Annotated in this window: 20 protein-coding genes and 1 other RNA gene; 18 read left to right on the top strand and 3 right to left on the bottom strand. The window is 40.1% G+C overall.

The features are described 5' to 3' along the window. Positions 1–21 precede the first annotated feature (21 nt). The gene (gene nth, locus J7I90_RS12425; protein WP_063593994.1) at positions 22–678 is read left to right on the top strand and encodes an endonuclease III; all 657 of its coding nucleotides are present in this window, start codon (positions 22–24) and stop codon (positions 676–678) included. After that, on the top strand, positions 675–1,214 hold the full coding sequence (locus J7I90_RS12420; protein ID WP_214771993.1) for a YpoC family protein: 540 nt from the start codon (positions 675–677) through the stop codon (positions 1,212–1,214). The genes nth and J7I90_RS12420 overlap by 4 nt, the downstream gene beginning before the upstream one ends. A gap of 42 nt (positions 1,215–1,256) precedes the next feature. Here J7I90_RS12420 and J7I90_RS12415 read toward each other — a convergent pair whose 3' ends face one another. Together J7I90_RS12415 and recU are read right to left on the bottom strand one after the other, a co-directional pair. Beyond that, complete coding sequence (locus J7I90_RS12415; RefSeq protein WP_214771991.1) at positions 1,257–4,016, bottom strand: PBP1A family penicillin-binding protein; 2,760 nt, start codon at positions 4,014–4,016, stop codon at positions 1,257–1,259. Positions 4,017–4,045: 29 nt separating this feature from the next. Then, positions 4,046–4,657: a Holliday junction resolvase RecU gene (recU, locus tag J7I90_RS12410; RefSeq protein ID WP_034307899.1), complete on the bottom strand. Its 612-nt coding sequence runs from the start codon at positions 4,655–4,657 to the stop codon at positions 4,046–4,048. Positions 4,658–4,797: 140 nt separating this feature from the next. On the opposite strand from recU, the gene J7I90_RS12405 reads away from it, so the two are divergent. From J7I90_RS12405 to J7I90_RS12390, 4 genes are all read left to right on the top strand, one after another. Further along, the gene (locus J7I90_RS12405; RefSeq protein ID WP_251025247.1) at positions 4,798–5,739 is read left to right on the top strand and encodes a DUF2515 family protein; all 942 of its coding nucleotides are present in this window, start codon (positions 4,798–4,800) and stop codon (positions 5,737–5,739) included. A 355-nt stretch (positions 5,740–6,094) separates the two neighbouring features. After that, positions 6,095–6,370 (top strand): hypothetical protein, encoded by a 276-nt coding sequence (locus tag J7I90_RS12400; protein ID WP_214771987.1) that lies wholly within the window; start codon positions 6,095–6,097, stop codon positions 6,368–6,370. A gap of 69 nt (positions 6,371–6,439) precedes the next feature. After that, complete coding sequence (locus J7I90_RS12395; RefSeq protein ID WP_214771985.1) at positions 6,440–6,808, top strand: YppE family protein; 369 nt, start codon at positions 6,440–6,442, stop codon at positions 6,806–6,808. Between the two features lie 76 nt (positions 6,809–6,884). Next, complete coding sequence (locus J7I90_RS12390; RefSeq protein WP_251025246.1) at positions 6,885–7,469, top strand: YppG family protein; 585 nt, start codon at positions 6,885–6,887, stop codon at positions 7,467–7,469. 70 nt (positions 7,470–7,539) lie between these two features. Here the strand turns inward: J7I90_RS12390 and J7I90_RS12385 are convergent, their stop codons facing one another. Continuing rightward, positions 7,540–7,926: an Hsp20/alpha crystallin family protein gene (locus J7I90_RS12385; RefSeq protein WP_214771982.1), complete on the bottom strand. Its 387-nt coding sequence runs from the start codon at positions 7,924–7,926 to the stop codon at positions 7,540–7,542. A 207-nt stretch (positions 7,927–8,133) separates the two neighbouring features. On the opposite strand from J7I90_RS12385, the gene J7I90_RS12380 reads away from it, so the two are divergent. The 12 genes from J7I90_RS12380 (at position 8,134) to J7I90_RS12325 (ending at position 21,059) form a co-directional block, all read left to right on the top strand. Further along, complete coding sequence (locus J7I90_RS12380; protein ID WP_214771980.1) at positions 8,134–8,895, top strand: alpha/beta fold hydrolase; 762 nt, start codon at positions 8,134–8,136, stop codon at positions 8,893–8,895. 122 nt (positions 8,896–9,017) lie between these two features. Next, positions 9,018–11,294 (top strand): DEAD/DEAH box helicase, encoded by a 2,277-nt coding sequence (locus J7I90_RS12375; protein ID WP_214771978.1) that lies wholly within the window; start codon positions 9,018–9,020, stop codon positions 11,292–11,294. A gap of 36 nt (positions 11,295–11,330) precedes the next feature. Continuing rightward, positions 11,331–12,587 (top strand): ribonuclease H-like domain-containing protein, encoded by a 1,257-nt coding sequence (locus J7I90_RS12370; RefSeq protein ID WP_214771976.1) that lies wholly within the window; start codon positions 11,331–11,333, stop codon positions 12,585–12,587. A gap of 452 nt (positions 12,588–13,039) precedes the next feature. Then, positions 13,040–13,519 carry a CotD family spore coat protein gene (locus J7I90_RS27370; RefSeq protein WP_238141512.1) on the top strand — a complete coding sequence of 160 codons (480 nt, stop codon included), beginning with the start codon at positions 13,040–13,042 and terminating at the stop codon, positions 13,517–13,519. 66 nt (positions 13,520–13,585) lie between these two features. Then, a complete protein-coding gene (locus J7I90_RS12360) occupies positions 13,586–14,137 on the top strand; it encodes an SLOG family protein (RefSeq protein WP_214771974.1) in 552 nt (183 codons plus the stop codon). Between the two features lie 199 nt (positions 14,138–14,336). Next, positions 14,337–14,648 carry a cell division regulator GpsB gene (gpsB, locus tag J7I90_RS12355; protein ID WP_034307876.1) on the top strand — a complete coding sequence of 104 codons (312 nt, stop codon included), beginning with the start codon at positions 14,337–14,339 and terminating at the stop codon, positions 14,646–14,648. An 80-nt stretch (positions 14,649–14,728) separates the two neighbouring features. Further along, positions 14,729–15,118, top strand: an RNA gene (gene rnpB, locus J7I90_RS12350) — RNase P RNA component class B. A gap of 232 nt (positions 15,119–15,350) precedes the next feature. Beyond that, entirely contained in the window at positions 15,351–15,539 is a 189-nt protein-coding gene (locus J7I90_RS12345; RefSeq protein WP_214771972.1) for a hypothetical protein, read from the top strand. 192 nt (positions 15,540–15,731) lie between these two features. Continuing rightward, positions 15,732–16,880 (top strand): THUMP domain-containing class I SAM-dependent RNA methyltransferase, encoded by a 1,149-nt coding sequence (locus J7I90_RS12340; protein ID WP_214771970.1) that lies wholly within the window; start codon positions 15,732–15,734, stop codon positions 16,878–16,880. Between the two features lie 193 nt (positions 16,881–17,073). Continuing rightward, on the top strand, positions 17,074–17,274 hold the full coding sequence (locus J7I90_RS12335) for a cold-shock protein (protein WP_034307871.1): 201 nt from the start codon (positions 17,074–17,076) through the stop codon (positions 17,272–17,274). A 229-nt stretch (positions 17,275–17,503) separates the two neighbouring features. Beyond that, positions 17,504–19,417, top strand: coding sequence for an ATP-dependent DNA helicase (locus J7I90_RS12330; protein WP_214771967.1), 1,914 nt, complete (start codon positions 17,504–17,506; stop codon positions 19,415–19,417). Positions 19,418–19,547: 130 nt separating this feature from the next. Beyond that, positions 19,548–21,059: a carboxypeptidase M32 gene (locus tag J7I90_RS12325; RefSeq protein WP_214771965.1), complete on the top strand. Its 1,512-nt coding sequence runs from the start codon at positions 19,548–19,550 to the stop codon at positions 21,057–21,059. The last annotated feature ends 53 nt before the right edge of the window (positions 21,060–21,112 follow it).

The raw sequence follows: 21,112 nt of genomic DNA, 5'->3' as shown, positions 1-21,112 counted from the left end.
GTAAATTGAAGGAGAACCAATATGTTGAATAAAGCTCAAATTCGATATTGTCTGGATACGATGGGTGAAATGTTTCCGGATGCCCATTGTGAGCTGAATCACTCCAATCCATTTGAATTGGTGGTTGCTGTTGCCCTGTCAGCTCAGTGTACGGATGTATTAGTCAATAAAGTGACGAAGGATTTATTTCAGAAATATAAAACGCCTGAGGATTACATAAGCGTTCCGATTGAAGAGTTGGAAAATGACATTCGCTCAATCGGTTTGTTTCGTAACAAGGCTAAGAATATACAAAAGCTGTCGCGCATGTTGATCGAAGAATACGGTAAGGAAGTTCCGAGAGATCGTGATGAGCTTGTTAAATTGCCTGGCGTTGGCAGAAAGACGGCGAATGTGGTCGTTTCCGTTGCTTTTGATGTGCCTGCGATCGCTGTGGATACCCATGTAGAGCGTGTTTCCAAGCGCCTGGGATTATGCCGTTGGAAGGATAGTGTCCTCGACGTTGAGAAAACGTTGATGGCTAAGATACCAAAGGATGAGTGGTCCGTTACGCATCACCGCCTGATATTCTTTGGACGCTATCATTGCAAGGCCCAGTCACCAAGATGTGAAACCTGCCCGCTTCTCGAATTATGCCGTGAAGGCAAAAAAAGAATGAAAAGGAAAGAAGCCAATTGACGCAGTCCATATCATTAAAAGTCCCTGAAGAATTGGTCCATCATTTGTTTTTTCCTGAAAAGGAAACCATCTTGGAAAAAGAACGATATGCAGCTTGGAGTGAAACGATTCCATTCGAGGCTTTCCCGTATGAGTTACTTTATTATAATAATGTAGAAGCTTATGCTCCTTGGACGAAAGGGTCAATGCATGTAAAGGAACTGCTGGAGAGATGGAAGGGAATTGATTCAGAATGCAGTTTGCTATTTTCTGAGCGAAAAGCGGGACAGACCTTGGGACTCATGAAGCAGGGTATCGGTTTACTTTTAACCGCAGTCTTCTGGATGCATGGGCAGCCAGTGGCATTGAATGATTTCCGGTTCCAAATGCAATCTTTTAACAATATTCCGGTGAACATGGATGAAAGACTTTCTTTCATCCTAGCTAGACCCGCTTTTTTTCATTCTTATAGACAGCTTAGTGAGTTGTTCCGAGAATTTGAAAAACAATATGTGAAGTTCATGATCAAAAATACGAACAGCCAAAAAAACGTCTAAGCCAAAAGCTTAGACGTTTTTTTGTTCATTCTTCATTAATATTTATTCAGTATCTTGGTTTGGATCTGGGTCCGGATTAGGATCGGGAACAGGGGTCTCGACTGGTTTTTCCTCTTCCACCGTTCCAGGGTCAGTGGTACCGTCCCCGCCTTCGACGTCCTCACCATTATTGCCATTTCCGTCATCTGTGTTGTTGCCATTACCATTATTATCACTATTGCCATTATTGCCATTATTGCCGTTATTGCCGTTATTGTCGCTATTGCCGTTATTACCGTTATTGTCGTTTTCGCCATTGTTATTTTTGTCTTCGTCTTTTTTGTCTTCGTCTTTTTTGTCTTCTTCGCCTTCAGCCGGAGCTTCTTGTTCCGTATCCTCACCTTCGGCCGGATCTTCAATTTTCTCGTCCTCAGTATCTTCAGGGACTTCCGCTTCAGCAGGTATTTTGACAGATGTACTCGCAGGATCACTTTGTTGGTTATCCACTAATGCTACCACTGAGAAAGTATATTTACTTCCAGGGGTTGGATTAGGAATCGTTAAACTAGTATCCTTCGATTTTTTCAATACGCTCTGTGCGCCGCCGTCAACAGACATCATAACCTCGAATTGGGTATTCCCATTACCTTTAGGATATGACCATGATAAATTGATTTCATTGCTTTCCTGGTTGTAAGAAGCGTTAATGCCAGGAGAGTCGATTTTTTCATATTCTGTCGTCACTTGTGTTGGCTCGTGACCTTTAACATAATATTCATAAGTGATTTTACTGCTTGGTGTATATTCATTGGCTTTAACAGCTGGATTCGAACCTTTGATGACTCCAACCTTCACAACACTGTCAGGTTGATCAAAGTCTTTCGTTTCTTTTGATTGAGCCATATGTTCCATTAAATTCTTAAAGATGTATTTAGGGATTCTTTGAGATGATTCACCCAGATATTCCATTTGCTCACCAGATGCATTATCATAACCAGCCCAAACTGCGACTGTATAATTGGTAGTGTAACCTGCCATCCAGCTATCCTTTACACCCGAAGATGGGATGTTATTCTTTGCACGCTGTTCAGGCGTGAAATTGGTTGACCCGGTTTTACCGGCTACCGGGAGGCTAGGTATATTGGCTAACCTTCCTGTTCCATATGGTTCTTTCATGACGCTTTTCAACATGTCCGTCACGATGAAAGCTGTCGAATCTTTCATGACCGGTTTTGATTCCGTCTTGTTTTTGATGGTTGTTTTATCACGTAAAACAATCTTTTTCACACTATGCGGTTCATTATAAATACCATTGTTTCCGAATGAACTGTATGCACCGGCAAGTTCAAGTGTAGAAACATCCTTACCGCCGCCCAATGCTGCCGATTCGGTAATTTCCTTGTCGAAAGGAATCCCAAGATCAGTGGCAAAGTCACGTGCACGGTCCAAGCCGACTGCTTGAAGCGTTTTTAGGGCAGGAATATTTAATGACCGTGCCAGTGCTTCCCGAGTCGTTACATTGCCATAATGTCGTCCGGAAGCATTTTTAAGTGGTGTTCCATTGCTGTAAGTGTATTCCTCATCCTTGATTTGGTGGTAGGTGGACCAATTTAAATATTCCACGGCAGGACCATAATCCAGAATCGGCTTAATGGTCGAACCAGGTGATCGCTTGGCATCCGTTGCATAATTCCAGCCGCGTTTAACCGTCGTATTCCTGCCGCCGCCCACTGCTTTAATTTCACCAGTTTCTGTATCGAGTAATGTGACTCCGGCTTGGAGATCTTTACTTGGATAATTGATGATTTCATCACTGTTCAACATGTTATAAACATATTCTTGGGCATCTTTATCAATGGTCGTCTGGATTTCCAAACCATCGGTAAATACGTTATAGTCACCCATATCTCCGACTTCCTCAATTACCAAATCGATGAATGCATCATATGCGGTCGTATCGATTTGGCTCTTATCGATTTCTTGAAGTCCTTCTGTTATATCGATGCTTTGTGCATTTTTCATTTCCGTTTCAGTGATATATCCATGTTTGTTCATTAAGTGAAGGACAATATCACGGCGTTCTTTCGCACGTTCAGGGTATTTATACGGGTCATACCTGCTTGGGCTTTGCGGTAATCCTACAAGCATGGCCGCTTCGTTCAATTTCAATTCGTCAAGATCTTTTCCATAATAAGTTTGCGATGCAGTTAAGATCCCGTTGGCACGGTTTGCAAAGAAAATCTTATTCACATACATTTCGAAAATTTCTTCTTTTGTATATTTTCTTTCAAGCTGTATGGATAGCCACATTTCCTGGACTTTCCTTTTAATGGTCTTATCAGGTGTTAAATAAGACCGCTTGATGACCTGCTGGGTCAATGTACTTGCACCCTCTGAGCCGAATCCGTTTTTGAAGTTGGCTATGACGGCACTGCCCAGACGTAAGAAATCGACCCCGTGATGCTCATAAAAGCGGGAATCTTCCGTTGCGAGGAAAGCTTCTTCGACAAGATCGGGTATGTCTTCATAATTTACATAATCCCGGTTTTCCTTTCCGATTTCAGCAAGTAATTTACCATTTTCATCGAGAATCTTTGATGTAACCGGATCTTTCAAAAGCTTTTCGTCAAGTTCTGGAGCGTCGCTTATAAAGTAAGCCATTGCAGCTCCTCCGGCAACCAGGCCTATTATTCCGATTGTAACAAGTATAAGGAAAATCCGCTTAAGCATATTGGTTGGCTTTTTAGGACCTTTATTCTGTCCCTTTTTTTGAGTCTGCCCCTGCTTTCGGCGTTCTTCTCTAGTATTATATTTTTCAGCCATTTTTACAGCTAACCTGCCTTTCTAAAAAACTAAAAATTTTCTGAGATGAGCGAATCTACTACTTTAATATAGTCAATTCTCGGTTGAAAGCCAAGAGTAATCTTTCGTGAACTGCTTTCAACCTCTTGAAGAGTTATAGATTTGCGTCCGCCTTCTTTCATTCTCTTCCAATAAAAACTCAATTGTTCGGAACTCATTAAATATATATCATCCATTGCGGAAAACCGGATGATGACAAACGCAATTCCGTCATGCTGAACGATATGCTTCATATGTTCAATTTGATGGTCATGAAAATTCTTCAGCGGGAACGAACTGCTGTTTTTCGTTTCCTTTGCCTCAAAATCAATGTACTTTCCTTTATAAACACCATTATAATCGGTGGTCGATGCTTGTTTGAAATAAGCTTCTTTAATGACTGCAGCACTTCTTTTCGGATAGTGGACATCGACAATTTGGATGGGTGTCGGTTTTTTATGGATGACGGCAATGCCGTGTGCTAAATAATACTGATTGGTTTCGTTCAAATCGTCTTCCAATGTTTTTCCCCGGTTGCTGTAACTGATTTTTTTTAGTGGACTTTTCTTTTCTTCCATAGCCTGCGGTACAAATCTTCGTCCGTTGGGATAATGAAATGCCACTTTTACCCCTCCTTTTTTCACTTATCTATATTAGCAAAAAAAGAATCCAAAATGTGAATAAAAAGAATTGTTTCTTAGAACGATAGGATTTATGTACAACTATATGTCACAATTCATCGCTATAGAAAGGCTAGATGCGAATGTTAAAGACGGAAAAGCAGTTGCTCCAATCCATAAAAGCCCAAACTGCAAAAGGGAATAGGGATAATATATCAAGAACGAAAGCATATGAACAATTTTTTAGAATCCATCCAGAAATACAATGGTCATTTTTAGCCGGGATGGTTTCCAGGAATGCAGGCTGGAATATGTGTGATCTTGAAGGGATTTGGTTTTCCAATTTACTTGGCCTTAAATACAGGCATCAATTATTCCTAACCTATGAAGAAGCCAACTGGAGGATATTCCAAGATGCATATCCGCAATTACTTCTCTATCATTATTCGACGAAATATGGACGTCCATTGTTTCACTTATGTCATTATTTTTTTATTACCAAATTCATGAAAAACGAATGGCATTCCTTTTGGAAACATGGAAATCGTGAAAAATTAGTCACTGCGCTTATCATAAATGAACAAAATATCATTGAAGAACCGGTTATTAAAAAGCAATCCTTCGTTTTTCATTCTTTGTTATTTTTCCTGCAGGACTGGATGCATTTTAGCACTGTTTTATTTCCTACTTGCAATGGAGAACTGTATGGATCGTCCGTTGCGCATTTTAGAAATATCGATAAAAGGATTGAATTGGGGAAACGGTTGGCTGGGCTTTTATTTTCTGAAGATTTATTTCCACTATTTTATGAATTTTCCTGCAGGACTGAACCAACGGGTGCCAGATATGATTATGAACAATATCGGAAAAAGCCTAGGTACCATGAAACCCCTATGCTGAGAGGAGTATATCCATTGATTCATCATCAAGCAGGGGGGACAGAGCAATGGGATATGAAAAAAAAGGTTAAAAAAAAATGGTTCATTGAACCCAAATGGGAAGAAGACCCGCATTTGACGGAATGGTATGATCATAAACAAAAACAGCTGCACACGGCAGCAATAATCAAAAATTGGATTTTATAATAGGAAACAGGGAAGGCGTCGATGAAGCCTTCCCTGTTTATCGTTCAGTATTTATTACTTACGTAGAGGGGCGGTTTTCTCCACTAAGTTTCGGGTTTCCCGTTCCTGCCTCTTTAGTGGGCGGCTTTTGTCGTTTTTCGTTTTTCTGCTGTCTGCTTTCATTCGACTGCATAAAATCACCTCCTGTCTGTATTCTTGTTTAAAACTCCATTCTTCATTCTGCCATTGTTGTCGAAGGGCATAATAAATTAAGTGAATTGCACTTTCTTTGCCGATTCGCTTCTAGTTTTGTCAGTCATGAAGGGCTTTCAGATAAAAAAAAGAATAGTACAGGTAAAGAATGGGAGGGATCAGCATGGTCAATAAAAGTGTCGCAACAGAAGAGATATTAAGGATGATAGCTGAGATCAGTACCAGCCTGGATCGTTTGGAAATTTCATATGGGGAAACTGTAAATACAGTGCGGTGTAAACTATGGGCGGAACAATATACTTTGGTTAATGAAGCCCAGGAAGCCATTGAGAAAGCCGAGGATTATTGGGTGAATGCTGAAGGTGTGAACCACTCCTTTTCCATTGTTCCGGAAAAAACAATTATAAAACACAAGGTTTTCACTGAAGTGCACGTATAATTCGCAGGAATTTCATTTTATGGAGAACTGGATTATACTAAGGGAAACAAATGTACGGAGGAATATATTGTGCAAAAAGAAAAACTGCAGCTGTTAACAGAACAATTGATTAAATATACGGACCAGGCAGATGATATTTATGAAAGTGTACGCCTGGAAGGAAAGGAAAAGGATTTCTTTTCTGAAGTAAAGCCGTTTGCAGATCAGGTCAGGACCGTATGCATCGAATGGGAAACCGGAATGAAGGAGTGGATGAAAGAAACCGAATTTAGGCATCTTTTCCCCGAGCAAATCGAACAAACCGCCCATAACCTTTCTGATGTGGCCGTTCAGGCATTTTTTCCTAAAACAAGTTATAAGCGATTTAAAAGCCATGTCCAGTCGATCGAATTCATCCTTAATAATGTAAAAATGGAAATCGATCGGATTTTATCATAAAAACACCTACACTTTATTCCTTCTTTTTTCATATATTATCAGAACCATGTAATGAAAAAGAGGAGGGCTTATTGTCATGATGAGATCCGGTTATAACCAAATCTCCCCAAATCAAGGACAGTTTCCTCAATCAATGCCGGAAAATTGGGGAGGATACCAACAGCCAATGCCGTATCCTCCGCCAAATAATCATAATCTCGAACAACCATTTATGTATCCATATCATCACCAGGATACAGGGGGCTATATGACGCCATATCATGATCCTTATCAGCAGGCAGCTTATCACCCATTTCAACCAGTCCCGCAGCAGGCGATGCCTGTTGGAGCTTATCCGGGCAACAGTGTTATGCAGCCAATGGCACACATGCAGCCACTCCAGTCCAATCTTCAGCCGCAAGCTTTTAGTCCGTTCGCAAATCCGTTACAGCCAGCTAAAAGACCTCCGCAAAGTCAGCAGCAGGCTCATAATCCATATCCAAAGCAGCAGTTCATGCAAAAACCCCAGCCATCGGGTTTCAAATCGGTCATGAATCAATTCAAAACACAAGATGGCTCCATGGATATAACGAAGATGATGAACACAGCTGGACAAATGATGAATACAGTTTCCCAAGTATCTTCAATGGTCAAAGGAGTAGGAGGCTTCTTCAAAGCATAGAAGGTGAATAAAAGAAAAAAGCAGACTTACAAGTGACCAGCCACTTTTTTAAGTCTGCTTTTATTCATGCCTAATGGATTTCAATCCGATTCCCCCTGATTTTGGGTAGGTGAAGCGTGAGGATGCCATCGCGATGTCGAGCGGTCACATTTGCTTCATCAATCGGTTTTGGAAAGGAAATGGTTCTTGAAAAAGTACCGGTTGAAACTTCCTTTTGGTACAATCCTTGATTTTTATGCTTTCCATCTACATGCTTTGCAGATATGGTTACGGCATGGGCCAGTACATCAATTGATATTTGGCTGCGTGGAATTCCAGGCAAGGTGGCAGTAAGGGTATATTCTGAATGCGTTTCGTGAATATCAACTGGAAAGCTGCGTTCTTTCGCCGAACCGAAGAAATCGTCAAGAGATTTCAACATGCCTTTAGGAGGCCTTTCGGAAAACAGCCGATCCATTTTGTTAATGAAATGGGAAAAGGGTTCCATTCGATTCCGGTTATTATTTTTTTCAGAAGAGGTCATCACGGTGCTCCTTTCTAAAAAATTCCTTTGCCTATAAGCTATGTGAGGAATGAAGAAATGTGAATGGACTGTTGGGTTTCAGATTCAGGTCCATAGGGAATAACGGTACTGAATGATTAATAAAGGAAATGAGGGATTAATATGACAGATAGCAAGCTTTCCTACATAGATACCGGGAAGGGAAGGGAGACATTGTTGTTTATCCATGGATTTTGCGGAAGCCATGAATATTGGAGTGACATCATTGCTGGATTAAAGGAAGAATACCGGGTTATTGCCGTTGATTTACGGGGACATGGTGCAAGTGAGGAAATAGGGGAGTCTTTCTCGATTGAAGATATGGCTGCTGATATTGCGTCATTTTTGGAAGAACTGGAAATCGGACAGGTATATATGTTTGGTCACTCGCTTGGGGGATATATCACCTTGGCATTCGCAGAAAGGTTTCCTGGGAAATTGTCTGGTTTTTCATTGGTACATTCCACCGCTTTCCCAGATGATGAGACTGGAAAGGCGGGGCGATTAAAATCAGTCGAGAAAATCGAAGGTGAGGGAATCCCTGCTTTCATTGACGGACTTATACCAAAGCTTTTCGCTAATTCCGATGATCCCAATATTGACCATACAAAGGAAATCGGATATAAAACAAGTGAAATTGGTGCGATAGGGTCTTTACATGCCATGAGGAACAGAATAGACAGAAATCATGTTCTCAAAGATACGGAGTTGCCTGTCCTTTTGGTTGCAGGTGAAAAGGATAAGGTGATTCCCGTTGAAAAAACCTTTTCTGTAAAAGGGAGCCATATTAATGAAGTAATACTTAAGGGCAGCGGCCATATGGGAATGTTGGAAGCTCCAGGCAGACTAATTGAAGAAATCATTCGCTTTGTCGAGAAGAATTAAGTGAAAAAAATGACCGGGCTGGAAACGAGATGTTGACGTTTCTAGCTTTTTTTTTGAATAGGAAATAGTTTCCCTTTTGCATAGAACGTTCATTCGGTAGAATAGGAGTATGAGGTGGTTAAATGAAACTGCGAAAAAATTTACTGGAAGTCATCAAGGATCTAAAAACAAATGAAGATTTTAAAGATAATATAGTACATTGGCAAGTCATTGAAGCAAAAGAGGCAAAACATGTTCCTTTTCCCGAAGCAATGAATGATAAGATCAAGCATGCTCTTGAAATACGGGGGATAAATGGGTTGTATACCCATCAGGCTACTGCATTTGATACTGCTGTCAGCGGCAATAGCCTTGTAGCGGTCACACCTACTGCTTCTGGTAAAACATTATGCTATAATTTGCCGGTCCTTCAAAAAATACTGGAAGATGAAAAAACCAGGGCGCTTTATATTTTTCCGACAAAAGCACTGAGCTATGATCAAAAAAGCGAATTGAATGAAATGATCCATGAAATGGATGCTGAAATAAATAGTTATACATACGACGGGGACACACCTTCAAATATCAGGCAAAAAATCCGCCAGGCCGGACATATCGTGATCACCAATCCTGATATGCTCCATTCAGGAATCCTGCCCCATCATACGAAATGGGTCTCTTTATTTGAAAACTTGAAGTATGTGGTCATCGATGAACTTCATATTTACCGCGGCGTTTTCGGAAGTCATACAGCCAACGTCATTAGAAGGTTAAAGAGGATTTGCAATTTTTATGGAAGCGACCCTGTATTCATCTGTACTTCCGCTACGATCAATAACCCAAAAGAGTTGGCAGAAGAGCTTACGGAAAAACAAATGGTCCTTATCGATAATAACGGAGCCCCGAGTGGGAAAAAACATTTTGTGTTTTACAATCCCCCAATAGTCAATAAACCGCTGAACATACGCAGGAGTGCGGTTTTGGAAGTCAGGAAGCTTGCAAATGAATTTTTGAAAAATAAAATTCAAACCATCGTTTTTGCGCGAAGCAGGGTTCGTGTGGAAATTCTATTGACATATTTACAGGAACTTGTGTCAAAGCAATTGGGGCCAAAATCAATCAGGGGCTATCGCGGCGGATATCTGCCAACACAGCGTAGGGAGATTGAACAAGGCCTTAGGGATGGTTCCATTTATGGAGTGGTATCCACAAATGCACTTGAGTTGGGTGTCGATATCGGCCAGCTTCAGGTTTGCATAATGACTGGTTACCCGGGATCCATTTCGAGTGCCTGGCAACAGGCGGGACGTGCGGGAAGAAGGCATGGTGAAGCATTGATCATCATGGTTGGCAGTTCCAGTGCCCTTGATCAATATATCGTACAGCATCCCGACTATTTCTTTACCAGAAATCCAGAAACGGCAAGAATCAATCCGGATAATCTTTTGATCCTGGTTGATCATGTAAAATGTGCAGCATATGAGCTGCCATTTAAAAAAGGCGACACCTTTGGGGAAACAGAGATTATGGACGTTCTTGAATTCCTTACAGAAGAAAGGGTCTTACACTTGAATGGGGACAAATGGCATTGGATGAATGATGCTTTTCCCGCAAGCAATATCAGCCTGCGTTCAGCGGCACAGGAAAATGTCGTGATCATCGACCAAACGAATGCACCGGTTAATCGGGTCATCGGGGAAATGGATACGTTCAGTGCAATGACCCTTCTCCACGATGAAGCCATTTATTTGCACCAGGGAATTCAATTTCAGGTGGAAGAACTTGATTGGGATGAAAAGAAAGCTTATGTACGAGAAGTAAATGTGGACTATTATACGGATGCTAACCTTGCTGTCCAGTTGTCTGTATTGGAAGTCGATAAACAGCGAACTTTCGCTTCCACAGCAGCTGCTTTTGGTGATGTCGCAATCCGGGCAATGCCTACGATCTTCAAGAAAATCAAATTCGAAACTCATGAAAATATTGGTTCAGGACCAATCAGTCTTCCGGAGATGGAGCTGCATACGAGTTCGGCCATGCTTTCCATGGATTCTGATATATTCAATTGGGACGAAAATCGAATAGAACAAGGAATGATAGGAGCCTCCCATGCTCTAAATTACATGATTCCGCTATATGTTATGTGCGATCCGCATGATATCCATGTGTATCCGCAGGTTAAGGCAGCGCATAATGAAAAACCGACCATTTTCATCTATGATAGTTATCCAGGTGGCATAGGGTTAAGTGATAAAGTATATGAAAACTCTGAAGTCATCCTGATGGAAACAATATCAATGATCGAGAATTGCACTTGTGAAAGCGGCTGTCCCTCCTGTATCGGAACGGAATCCGCAACGAAAACAGCCAAGAGTGATGCCAAACAATTATTAGGTCAATTTTGTAAGCAAAAACATTAATAGATTACAGGGATCCGTGAAAAGAGGCGTAATTTCATGTCTTTAAAAAATAAACTAAACCGTATGAAAACCCATATGAACCTAGAGAAACATACTTCTCCTATAGAAGTAATCGACCAGAAAGAGAATGAAGAAATTCCTTACTTTGAAAAGTGGCTGGAGAACGATACCGTTTCCTTTCATTTCGATGGTGACTATTGTTTCATTAGGGAAGTCCGCTACCCTATAAATCACAAACACGGCTTATATGCATTTTCCGAGTTGAAAAAGGTCGTAAAAGAGTGGAATCAAGCTTCATTGGAGCATCCACTCTCCGCCAAGGGCGTTAAAAGTGAAGATCTGTTTTTCTTCGATACGGAAACGACAGGGCTTGGAGGCGGAGCGGGCAATACCATTTTTTTACTTGGCTATGCCTATTTAGAAGGTGAAGAAGTTGTCGTGAAGCAACATATCCTTCCGCAGCCAGGAAGTGAAATCCCGCTTTATCAAAGCTTTCTGGAAAACATCAATTACGAAACCCTTGTCACATATAATGGTAAATCCTTTGATTGGCCTCAGCTGAAAACAAGACATACCTTAATAAAAGAACATGTACCAAAACTACCGGAGTTCGGACATTTCGATTTGTATCATGCTTCAAGGCGCCTTTGGAGAAACAAATTGGAGCGAGTGAAATTATCTGCGGTCGAAACAGATATTCTAGGTGTACATAGAGAGGATGATATTCCTGGATATTTGGCGCCGATGATTTATTTTGATTTTGTTGAGAGGAAGAATCCGGAAATTCTGTTTGGGATCATGAAGCATAATGAATGGGATATCTTATCACTGATCACATTGTATATTCATTTGTCTCGAAAAATCCTCCAAATCGATGGATATACGGAAGAGTCCATGGAGATTGCACGATGGCTCGATTATTTGGGGAAAAAAGAGGAGTCAGTTGAGACATATCAAAAAATATTGGAATCGGGAAGTGAGGAAGATCGAATAATGGCTGGTCATGCCTTAGCTTTCCAGAAAAAGAAGCTAAAACAATTCAATGAAGCTTTGGAGATTTGGAAGGAAGTTGCCTTAAAAGGGAATGTGCAAATAAGGATAAAGGCACAGATTGAATGTGCAAAATTATACGAACATCAATTTAAGGAAGTCGGCCATGCTCTAAAATGTTCAATAATCGCCCATCAAGAGATGGTAAGAGAAGGGATCACTCAGGAAAAAAAACAATTGGAATTGGAAAAGAGGATTCGGCGGCTCGAAAAGAAAGAAGGTTCAAAGGATATTTCTGTATAAAATAAAGGAATGAGAATGGTCTTTTAGTGCAAAAGGATGAAAATAAAAAATATGTATACAATTATTGTAGCCTTCAACTATTGTGTGTAAAATGGAAAGAGTTGAGGGTGAAATTCCAAGCGTTCATTTCATACCTTTACATCAAATAAAATTAAGGTGAAAGCGGAGCGGAGAAATGTATAAAACGACTTTATTTCTATTTTTTGTTGTCCTTTGTTTAACGATAGTTTTATTTACTTCATTAAAAGACAGTCTCTATTCCTTTTTGTAGAAAATTAACCTCTATATTTGAAGAGATAGCATTCATATAATAGTGTACTTATCGACAGCCATACATCGTTTTATACTTATTCTGTATAATTAGGTCATTTCATCAGTACACGTATCCCCTTTTTTTCATAGTCTATAATGGTAAGACTAAACTTATCATGATGAAAGGGGACGTATTATAAATGTATTTTCGTAATAGTGGAGGAAATAACCCCAACGTAATGGGTGCATACAACAATGTAATGGGCGCATCCAACAATGTGATGGGAGCATACGGGAACGCACCTGGAGTAATGGGCGCATCAACCGGTAAACAGAACAACGTAATGGGAGCGTCAACTGGTAAAAAGTCCAACGTAATGGGAGCCTATAGTCCATCGGCAGTGTCTCCAGCGCAATATGGTCCAACACAAACATCTCCATCTCAAGTTGCCCCAGCGCAAGTCTCTCCGACACAGCAATTTGTCAATACGAATGTATCGAACACAGTGATTCCTGTCGTTCATCCATCACATACTACAAATGTCAATAAACATGTGAACACATTTAAGCATTATTTCCCGCATACTCAATCCGTTGTGAACGAGTGCTATAATCAACACTTGATTTGTGGAAGGCCGCCGCAAAACCCATGCTGTCCGCCTAGGCATTTTGGATACTAAAAAATAAGGGCTTATTAAGCCCTTATTTTCTTACATAATCATGTTAAAAGGGAGATTGACTATGCAATGAAGGTTTTGTATATGACCGGCTACAAAGCTTTTGAATTCGGGATATTTAAAAATGACCATGAAGCCGTAAAATATATAAAGAAAGCGATGAAACAGCGTCTCCTGCCATTGGTGGAAGATGGGCTGGAATGGGTGATCATCTCAGGTCAGTTGGGTACGGAACTATGGGGTGCCGAAGTGGTTTTCGAATTACAGGAAGAATTTCATCAGCTAAAATTAGGGGTGCTTACTCCTTTCCTGAAACAGGAAGAATCATGGAATGAAACGAACCAAGAGTTTTACCAATCCATATTGGCCCGTGCCGATTTTGTTGAATCCATTTTCAACAAACCATATGAAGGGCCCGAACAGCTTAAAATCAAAAATAGGTATATGGTCCATAAAAGTGATGCCATGCTCATCATTTTCGAAGCCGAAAAAGAAGGATCAGCCCGATATCCTTATTTCGAAGCGATGAAAAAAGCTGAAACACAGCCATACCCCATCTTTCAGATAAACTTTGATGATTTGCAATCGGCTGCGGAAGAAGCGAGCTGGTCCGAAGAATGAGAGAAAATAATTATGGATTAAAAGTTGTTTCTAAAGCATAATCATATTATTATGAAATTTAGATACAGTTTTAATGGGATTACATACCGTTCACTGAAACAGTAAGATACAAAAAGGTGTTTCGTTGACAAACCCAAGCAGATTTGAAAAAATAATAAAAAAGTCGATTGTATTGGCGAAAGTATTGAGGTGAAGTCTTATGCTATCCGATAAGATAAAATTAACGGCTAAAGATATTCTTGAAAAAGATTTTAAAACAGCCATGCGCGGGTATAAACCTGAAGATGTGGATCAATTCCTGGATCTGATCATTAAAGATTATGAAGTGTTCCATCAGGAAATTGAAGATCTTAAACAAGAAAATCTTAAATTGAAAAAACAAGCCGACGAGAGTACAAAACGTCCAAATCAACCTGCTCCAAGTGCTACCCCGGGAACCACTAACTTTGACATCCTTAAACGGTTATCCAACTTGGAAAAGCACGTTTTTGGTAACAAGCTTTTTGATTGAGGTTTTGCATTGTAAAAATGAAAATTATTTTGGTATTGTGTTTTCGTGAATAATGGAGTATAATCAATTATGTTATGTTAACGTTTGGGTAATTGCTGCTGCATTTATGCAGTAGAGGAAAGTCCATGCTCGCACGGACTGCGATGTCCGTAGTGTTCGTGCCTGGCGAAAAAATAAGCTTGGGCAGCAATCTTGGATTGCTGACGGCTGGGAAAATGCCTAAGTCCTTTTGGATATGGCATGAATACCTATAAAAGTGCCACAGTGACGTAGCCTTTACAGAAATGTAAAGGGTGGAACGAGGTAAACCCCACGAGCGAGAAACCCAAATTAATGGTAGGGGCGCTTTCTTCCTTGGAAATGAACGAGGAGAAGGACAGGAGCACTTGCTTCTGTAGATAGATGATTACCGCCGAAGTACGAGACGCGAGTCGCTTGCAGTACTGAGGAACAAAACATGGCTTACAAAACGTTATCATATTACACCAAAAGCACAACTCTCCTTTTAAAAGGAGAGTTTTTGTTTATGGAGATTGGCCTTATATAAAAAGATTGGGCATTTCCATTTATTTTTCGTTTTCTGAAACTCCGCTGTGTTAAACTTAGAACTTGGCAAGTTTTTCATACCCTTCGAAAAGTGTTCAGCGGATAGAAAATAGCTTGAATGAAGTCTTCGGAAACGTTTTTAAAAATAGTGTTGGAATGTTAAGCATTTCTTTGATTCTGGGTATCCTATTTATAAAGGTTCCCTATCTTCTGTTTGCCATAAAAATGAAGGTGGATAATGGATGGGAACCATACATAATTGGTTTGGATGAATTCAATCATATAATTGCAGCGAGTATCTTAAGGTGCAGTGATAATAAGGTAAAGTCTCACGGTAATCCATAATTGTTCCAGCTATATGATCATGATAGAAGCTTGGCCAACAATGAAGAATTCTAGCGACAAGATAAAAGGCGGTAGACCTTTTAAATAAGGTTTACATGTAAAAAATCAATGCCTGCTTCTAAAATACATAAATGAAGAAATTCATGAAAAGGTGCCATTGATTTGGATTAATGGAAAGAAGGTGCAGAATAAATGAAACAATTCGATATTATCGCAACATCAGCAATGGGATTGGAATCAATTGTTGCCAAGGAGGTTCGGGATCTTGGTTACGATTGTCAAGTCGAAAATGGTAAAATCACGTATAAAGGTGATCAATCCGCCATTGCCCGCTCTAATTTATGGCTGCGCACTGCCGATAGGGTGAAAATTAAAGTCGCGGAATTTAAAGCATATTCATTTGATGAGTTGTTTGAAAAAACAAAGGCATTGAATTGGGAGGATTACTTATCGGCCGATGTCGAATTCCCCGTGAGTGGAAAATCCGTTAAGTCAAAACTATACAGTGTCTCTGATTGTCAGGCGATTGTCAAAAAGGCAATTGTTGATAGATTGAAAAGTAAATACAAGCAAGTGTCTTGGTTTGCCGAGACTGGTCCTTTGTTTAAAATTGAAGTATCTATTTTAAAAGATGTTGTGACACTTACCATAGACACTTCGGGTGCAGGTCTGCATAAACGGGGATATCGAACCGGGCAGGGAGAGGCGCCTCTTAAAGAAACATTGGCGGCTGCGTTAATCATGCTGACCAATTGGAAAGCGGATAAACCTTTCATAGATCCATTTTGTGGATCTGGAACGATTCCCATCGAGGCGGCCTTAATTGGTCAGAACATAGCACCTGGGTTTAATAGGGAATTCGTATCTGAAACTTGGTCATGGATGGACAGCAAGGTTTGGGATGAAGCACGGATCGAGGCTGAAGATTTAGCCGATTATGATCAGTACTTGGACATATCCGGTTGTGATATTGACCATCGAATGGTCGATATAGCTAAAGCTAATAGTTTTGAAGCCGGTCTTGGTGATCTGATCGAATTCAAACAAATGCAGGTGAGGGATATCTCGACCAGGAAAGAGTATGGTGTCATTGTCGGGAACCCGCCTTATGGAGAACGTCTTGGTGAGAAAAAAGCGGTTGAGCAGATGTATAGGGAAATGGGCCAAGCCTTCAAGAAGCTTGATACATGGTCAGTATACATGATTACCTCCAACCCTGACTTCGAACAGCATTATGGTAAGCCTGCAACGAAAAAAAGGAAATTGTTCAATGGTTTCATCCGTGCTGACCTTTATCAATATTGGGGGAAAAGGCCGCCAAGACAGCCTCAAGGTGAATAAGTAGGTAGAATATAACGGAGGATTCTGATAGTCAGGACGATTTATTCATAATAGGTTCCAGTCTTGCTTATCATTTCCTTTTCTGTTATTCTAATAATGAATTATTTTTGTTCAAATTTAAGGAATACCTTAATATTCTTTTGAGCAAGGATAGTAATATAATGTGTGGAGAACACACTAGGAGGCAACAAAAATGGAACAAGGTAAAGTAAAATGGTTTAACGCAGAAAAAGGTTTTGGATTCATCGAACGTGAAGGTGGAGACGATGTATTCGTACATTTCTCAGCTATCCAAGGCGAAGGTTTCAAAACTCTTGAAGAAGGCCAAGACGTTACATTTGATGTAGAACAAGGTCAACGTGGACCACAAGCATCAAACGTAAACAAAGCTTAATTCAACCCTATATTATTTACAGACAGGCTCTCTTTTGGAGCCTGTCTTTTATTTTACGAATGGGGCAACGAGGCAGCATACATAGAAAAAACATACATAATACGTTTCATTTTCTAATGGTTGGTAAATATCTTGACTATTAATGTGAAATAAAGGATAATATACTTTTGCCTAAGATTATAATGATTCGGATTCTATACACTGATGATAGATAAAAGGGGAGACCAGGATGCTTAAAACACTGCCTTTTTCGGTAACAAAGGAAGATTCTTTTTACGATAAGCTTTCAGAATGGATCGGTGATGTCTTTTACGATATTCTTCCCGAAAAAGGATTTGAGCTGCGTGACGAACAAATATTCATGGCATTTCAGTTAGAAAAAGCCTTTAAGGAAAAGAATGTAAGTTTTGCTGAAGCAGGGGTAGGGACCGGTAAGACATTGGTCTATTTACTATATGCGATTTGTTATGCGAGATATACGAATAAACCGGCCATTATTTCGTGTGCAGATGAAACGTTGATTGAACAACTTGTCAAAGAGGAAGGCGACATCCAAAAAATCAAGAATGCTTTAGGTATTGAAGTGGATGTTCGGCTTGCCAAATATCACGATCAATATGTATGTCTAAAGAAGTTGGAATACGCAGTGAATCATGAAGATTCAGAGGGAATAGATCAGCTATATGATGAACTTCCCAAGTTTGTCCATGATAATTCATCCATGAACGCCTATACAGCATATGGGGACCGTAAACAGTACCCATATTTAAATGATGAAGACTGGTCTAAAGTTGGCTGGGACCAACTCCAAAACTGTTTCACTTGTGATAAACGCCATCGATGCGGGCAAACCCTATCACGGGACCACTATCGAAAATCAAGTGATTTGATCATTTGTTCACATGACTTCTTCATGGAGCATGTATGGACTAAGGAAAAGCGTAAGCGTGAAGGACAGTTGCCATTGCTGCCAGATCATAGCTGCGTTGTCTTTGATGAAGGTCACTTATTGGAATTTGCCGCTCAAAAGGCTTTAACTTATAAAGTTGGGGAACAAACCCTTGCCTCGGTTTTAGAATTGCTTACAGCCAATCAGGTTCGTGAAGAAACCTTATACATCATTGAGGATTTAATTGATATCAATGAAGAATTTTTTGATTTGTTGGATGAAAAAGCGATACATGTCAGCGGATCTAATCGTTATGAAATCCCAATGTCCAAAGAAATTACAAGCTTTGCCCATAAGCTTCACAAAAAGGTTGAGGAGTTAGAAGAGAACCTGGTTTTTGAAGCGGAAATGTACACGATCAATGATTATGATTTAAAAGTGACGGAAGAATATTTAGAGCAGCTGGGCTACTCCCTTTCTCTATTTGTAAAGGATGAACAGGCCGTTTCCTGGTTTGAAGAAAATGAAATGACCAAAACATTGGTCATCATGCCAAGGCTCGTACAGGATATTTTGTCTGAACAGGTATTCTCTAAAAAAATCCCTTACATTTTTTCATCGGCAACATTATCGGATAATAAATCCTTCCAATACATTGCCGATAGTTTAGGGATAGAAAAGTATGACAGCTTCTCGGTTGAATCACCGTTTGATTACGATGAAGTCATGAAAATGAACATGCCTGCCTTCGAAAACGGAGATCAATTGGCTAAACTTCAATATACGATGAAGACAATTGAGGAAAATGAAGGTCGAACACTCGTGTTGTTCCAGTCAAAAGAAGAATTGCATTGGTTCAAGGAAAACTGCCCAATATCTTCTTATCCATTTTATTTTGAAGGGGAAGCGGAAATCAGCGAGCTGGTTAAGAAGTTCCAAGAGAATGAGCAATCTGTTCTTTTCTCCTATCATTTATGGGAAGGGCTTGATGTTCCAGGGCCATCATTACAAAATGTTGTGATACACTCCCTGCCATTCCCGCCGCGCGATCCAGTTTTCGAGGCCAAACGCAACTCGGTTACCGACGCATTTGAAGAAGTGGATCTTCCATACATGCTCCTTCGCTTGCGCCAGGGAATAGGGCGTTTGATCAGGACGAGCAATGATTCGGGGACAGTCCAGATTTTGATTGATAAGGATCTTTCGGAGCAGGTGAAAGAGAAGATTATATCCATTCTTCCTGTTACGCTTTAACTCAAGTCTATCCAAAAAAGAGCCAAGGTGCCCCTTGGTTCTTTTTTATTTTAATTTATTAATCGGAGTGGTTCTGATAGGAATGATTTTTGTATAATATGGTAAAGTGTAGTTGGAAGGAGCAGTGATTATGGTTAAAAAGGGTATCGATCTGGTAGAAAAAGAGTTCAAAGAATATGTAAAGAAAATCTCGGCGTATAATGAAGCACTCGCGTTAATTTTTTGGGATTTGCGCACAGGTGCACCGAAAAAGGGAGTTGAGCAGCGTTCCGAAGTTATCGGGGTGCTTTCCTCCGAAGTGTTTAATATGACCACAAGTAAAGAAATGGAATCCTTCATTGCAGAACTTTCGAAGGAGCCTCTTAATGAAACGACTAATAAAATGGTGCAAGAGTGTAAGAAAGATTTTGAAAGGAATAAGAAAATTCCTGCAAACGAATATAAGGAATTCGTCATTTTACAATCGCGGTCTGAAAGTGCATGGGAAGAGGCAAGGGAAAAAGCAGATTTTTCTTTATTTCAACCTTATCTGGAGCAAATTGTAGCGTATACCCGCAGGTTTGTAGAATACTGGGGATATGAAGGGACGAAATATAATACCCTTTTGGATATGTATGAACCAGGCATGACTGTAGATGTACTTGACAGCGTATTCAGTGAGCTTCGGTCGAGGATCGTTCCTTTGGTAAAACAGATTGCAAAGAGCGAACATAGACCTGAAACAGAGTTTCTTTATAAAGAATTTCCAAAAGAAAAACAGCATCAACTCAACTTGGAAATTCTAAAACAGCTAGGATACGATTTCAAGGCTGGCAGGCTGGATGAAACGGTTCACCCTTTCGAAATTAGAATAAATAGGGGAGATGTCCGGGTGACGACCCGATACGATGAAAATGATTTTAGAGGGGCAATCTTTGGTACCATTCATGAATGTGGACATGCCATTTATGAACAGAATATCGCCAATGAGTTAATTGGAACACTTCTTGATTCCGGGACATCCATGGGGATCCATGAATCACAATCTTTATTTTTCGAAAACTTCATTGGACGGAACCATAGCTTCTGGAAAAATAAATTCTCCTTATTAAAAGAATATGCCCCCGAACAATTCAATGACGTGACACTGGATGAATTTTACCGGGGCATTAACGAATCGAAACCATCGTTCATCCGTATTGAGGCAGATGAACTGACGTATCCTCTACATATAATGATTCGGTATGAACTGGAAAAGGCTCTTTTTAATGGAGAACTTGAAGTGAAGGATTTACCGGAAGTCTGGAATGAAAAGTATAAGGATTATTTGGGGATTGTTCCTGAAAATGATGCCATGGGCGTGTTGCAAGATGTACACTGGGCAGATGGCAGCTTTGGTTATTTCCCTTCTTATGCATTGGGCTATATGTATGCAGCTCAAATCAAGCAAGCGATGCTTAAAGATTTGCCTGATTTTGATGGACTGTTGGAAGCGGGGGATATTGCGCCAATCAGGGAATGGCTTAATGAAAAGATACATAAATATGGAAAAACAAAAAAACCTTTGGAGATTTTGAAAGAAACGACAGGGGAAGGCCTGAATGTTCAGTATTTAATAAAGTATCTTGAAGATAAATATAAAGAAGTTTATAAAATCAAATGAATCAAAGGACTTGCATTAAATGTCAAGGCCTTCTCAGTTTGTAATTCCCTTTA

It is taken from the genome of Bacillus sp. ISL-57 (assembly GCF_018613135.1).
In the GTDB taxonomy this organism is placed as follows: domain Bacteria; phylum Bacillota; class Bacilli; order Bacillales; family DSM-1321; genus Peribacillus; species Peribacillus frigoritolerans.
Note: the sequence above shows the minus strand (reverse complement) of the source record. Positions and strands in the feature narration are given on the sequence as shown.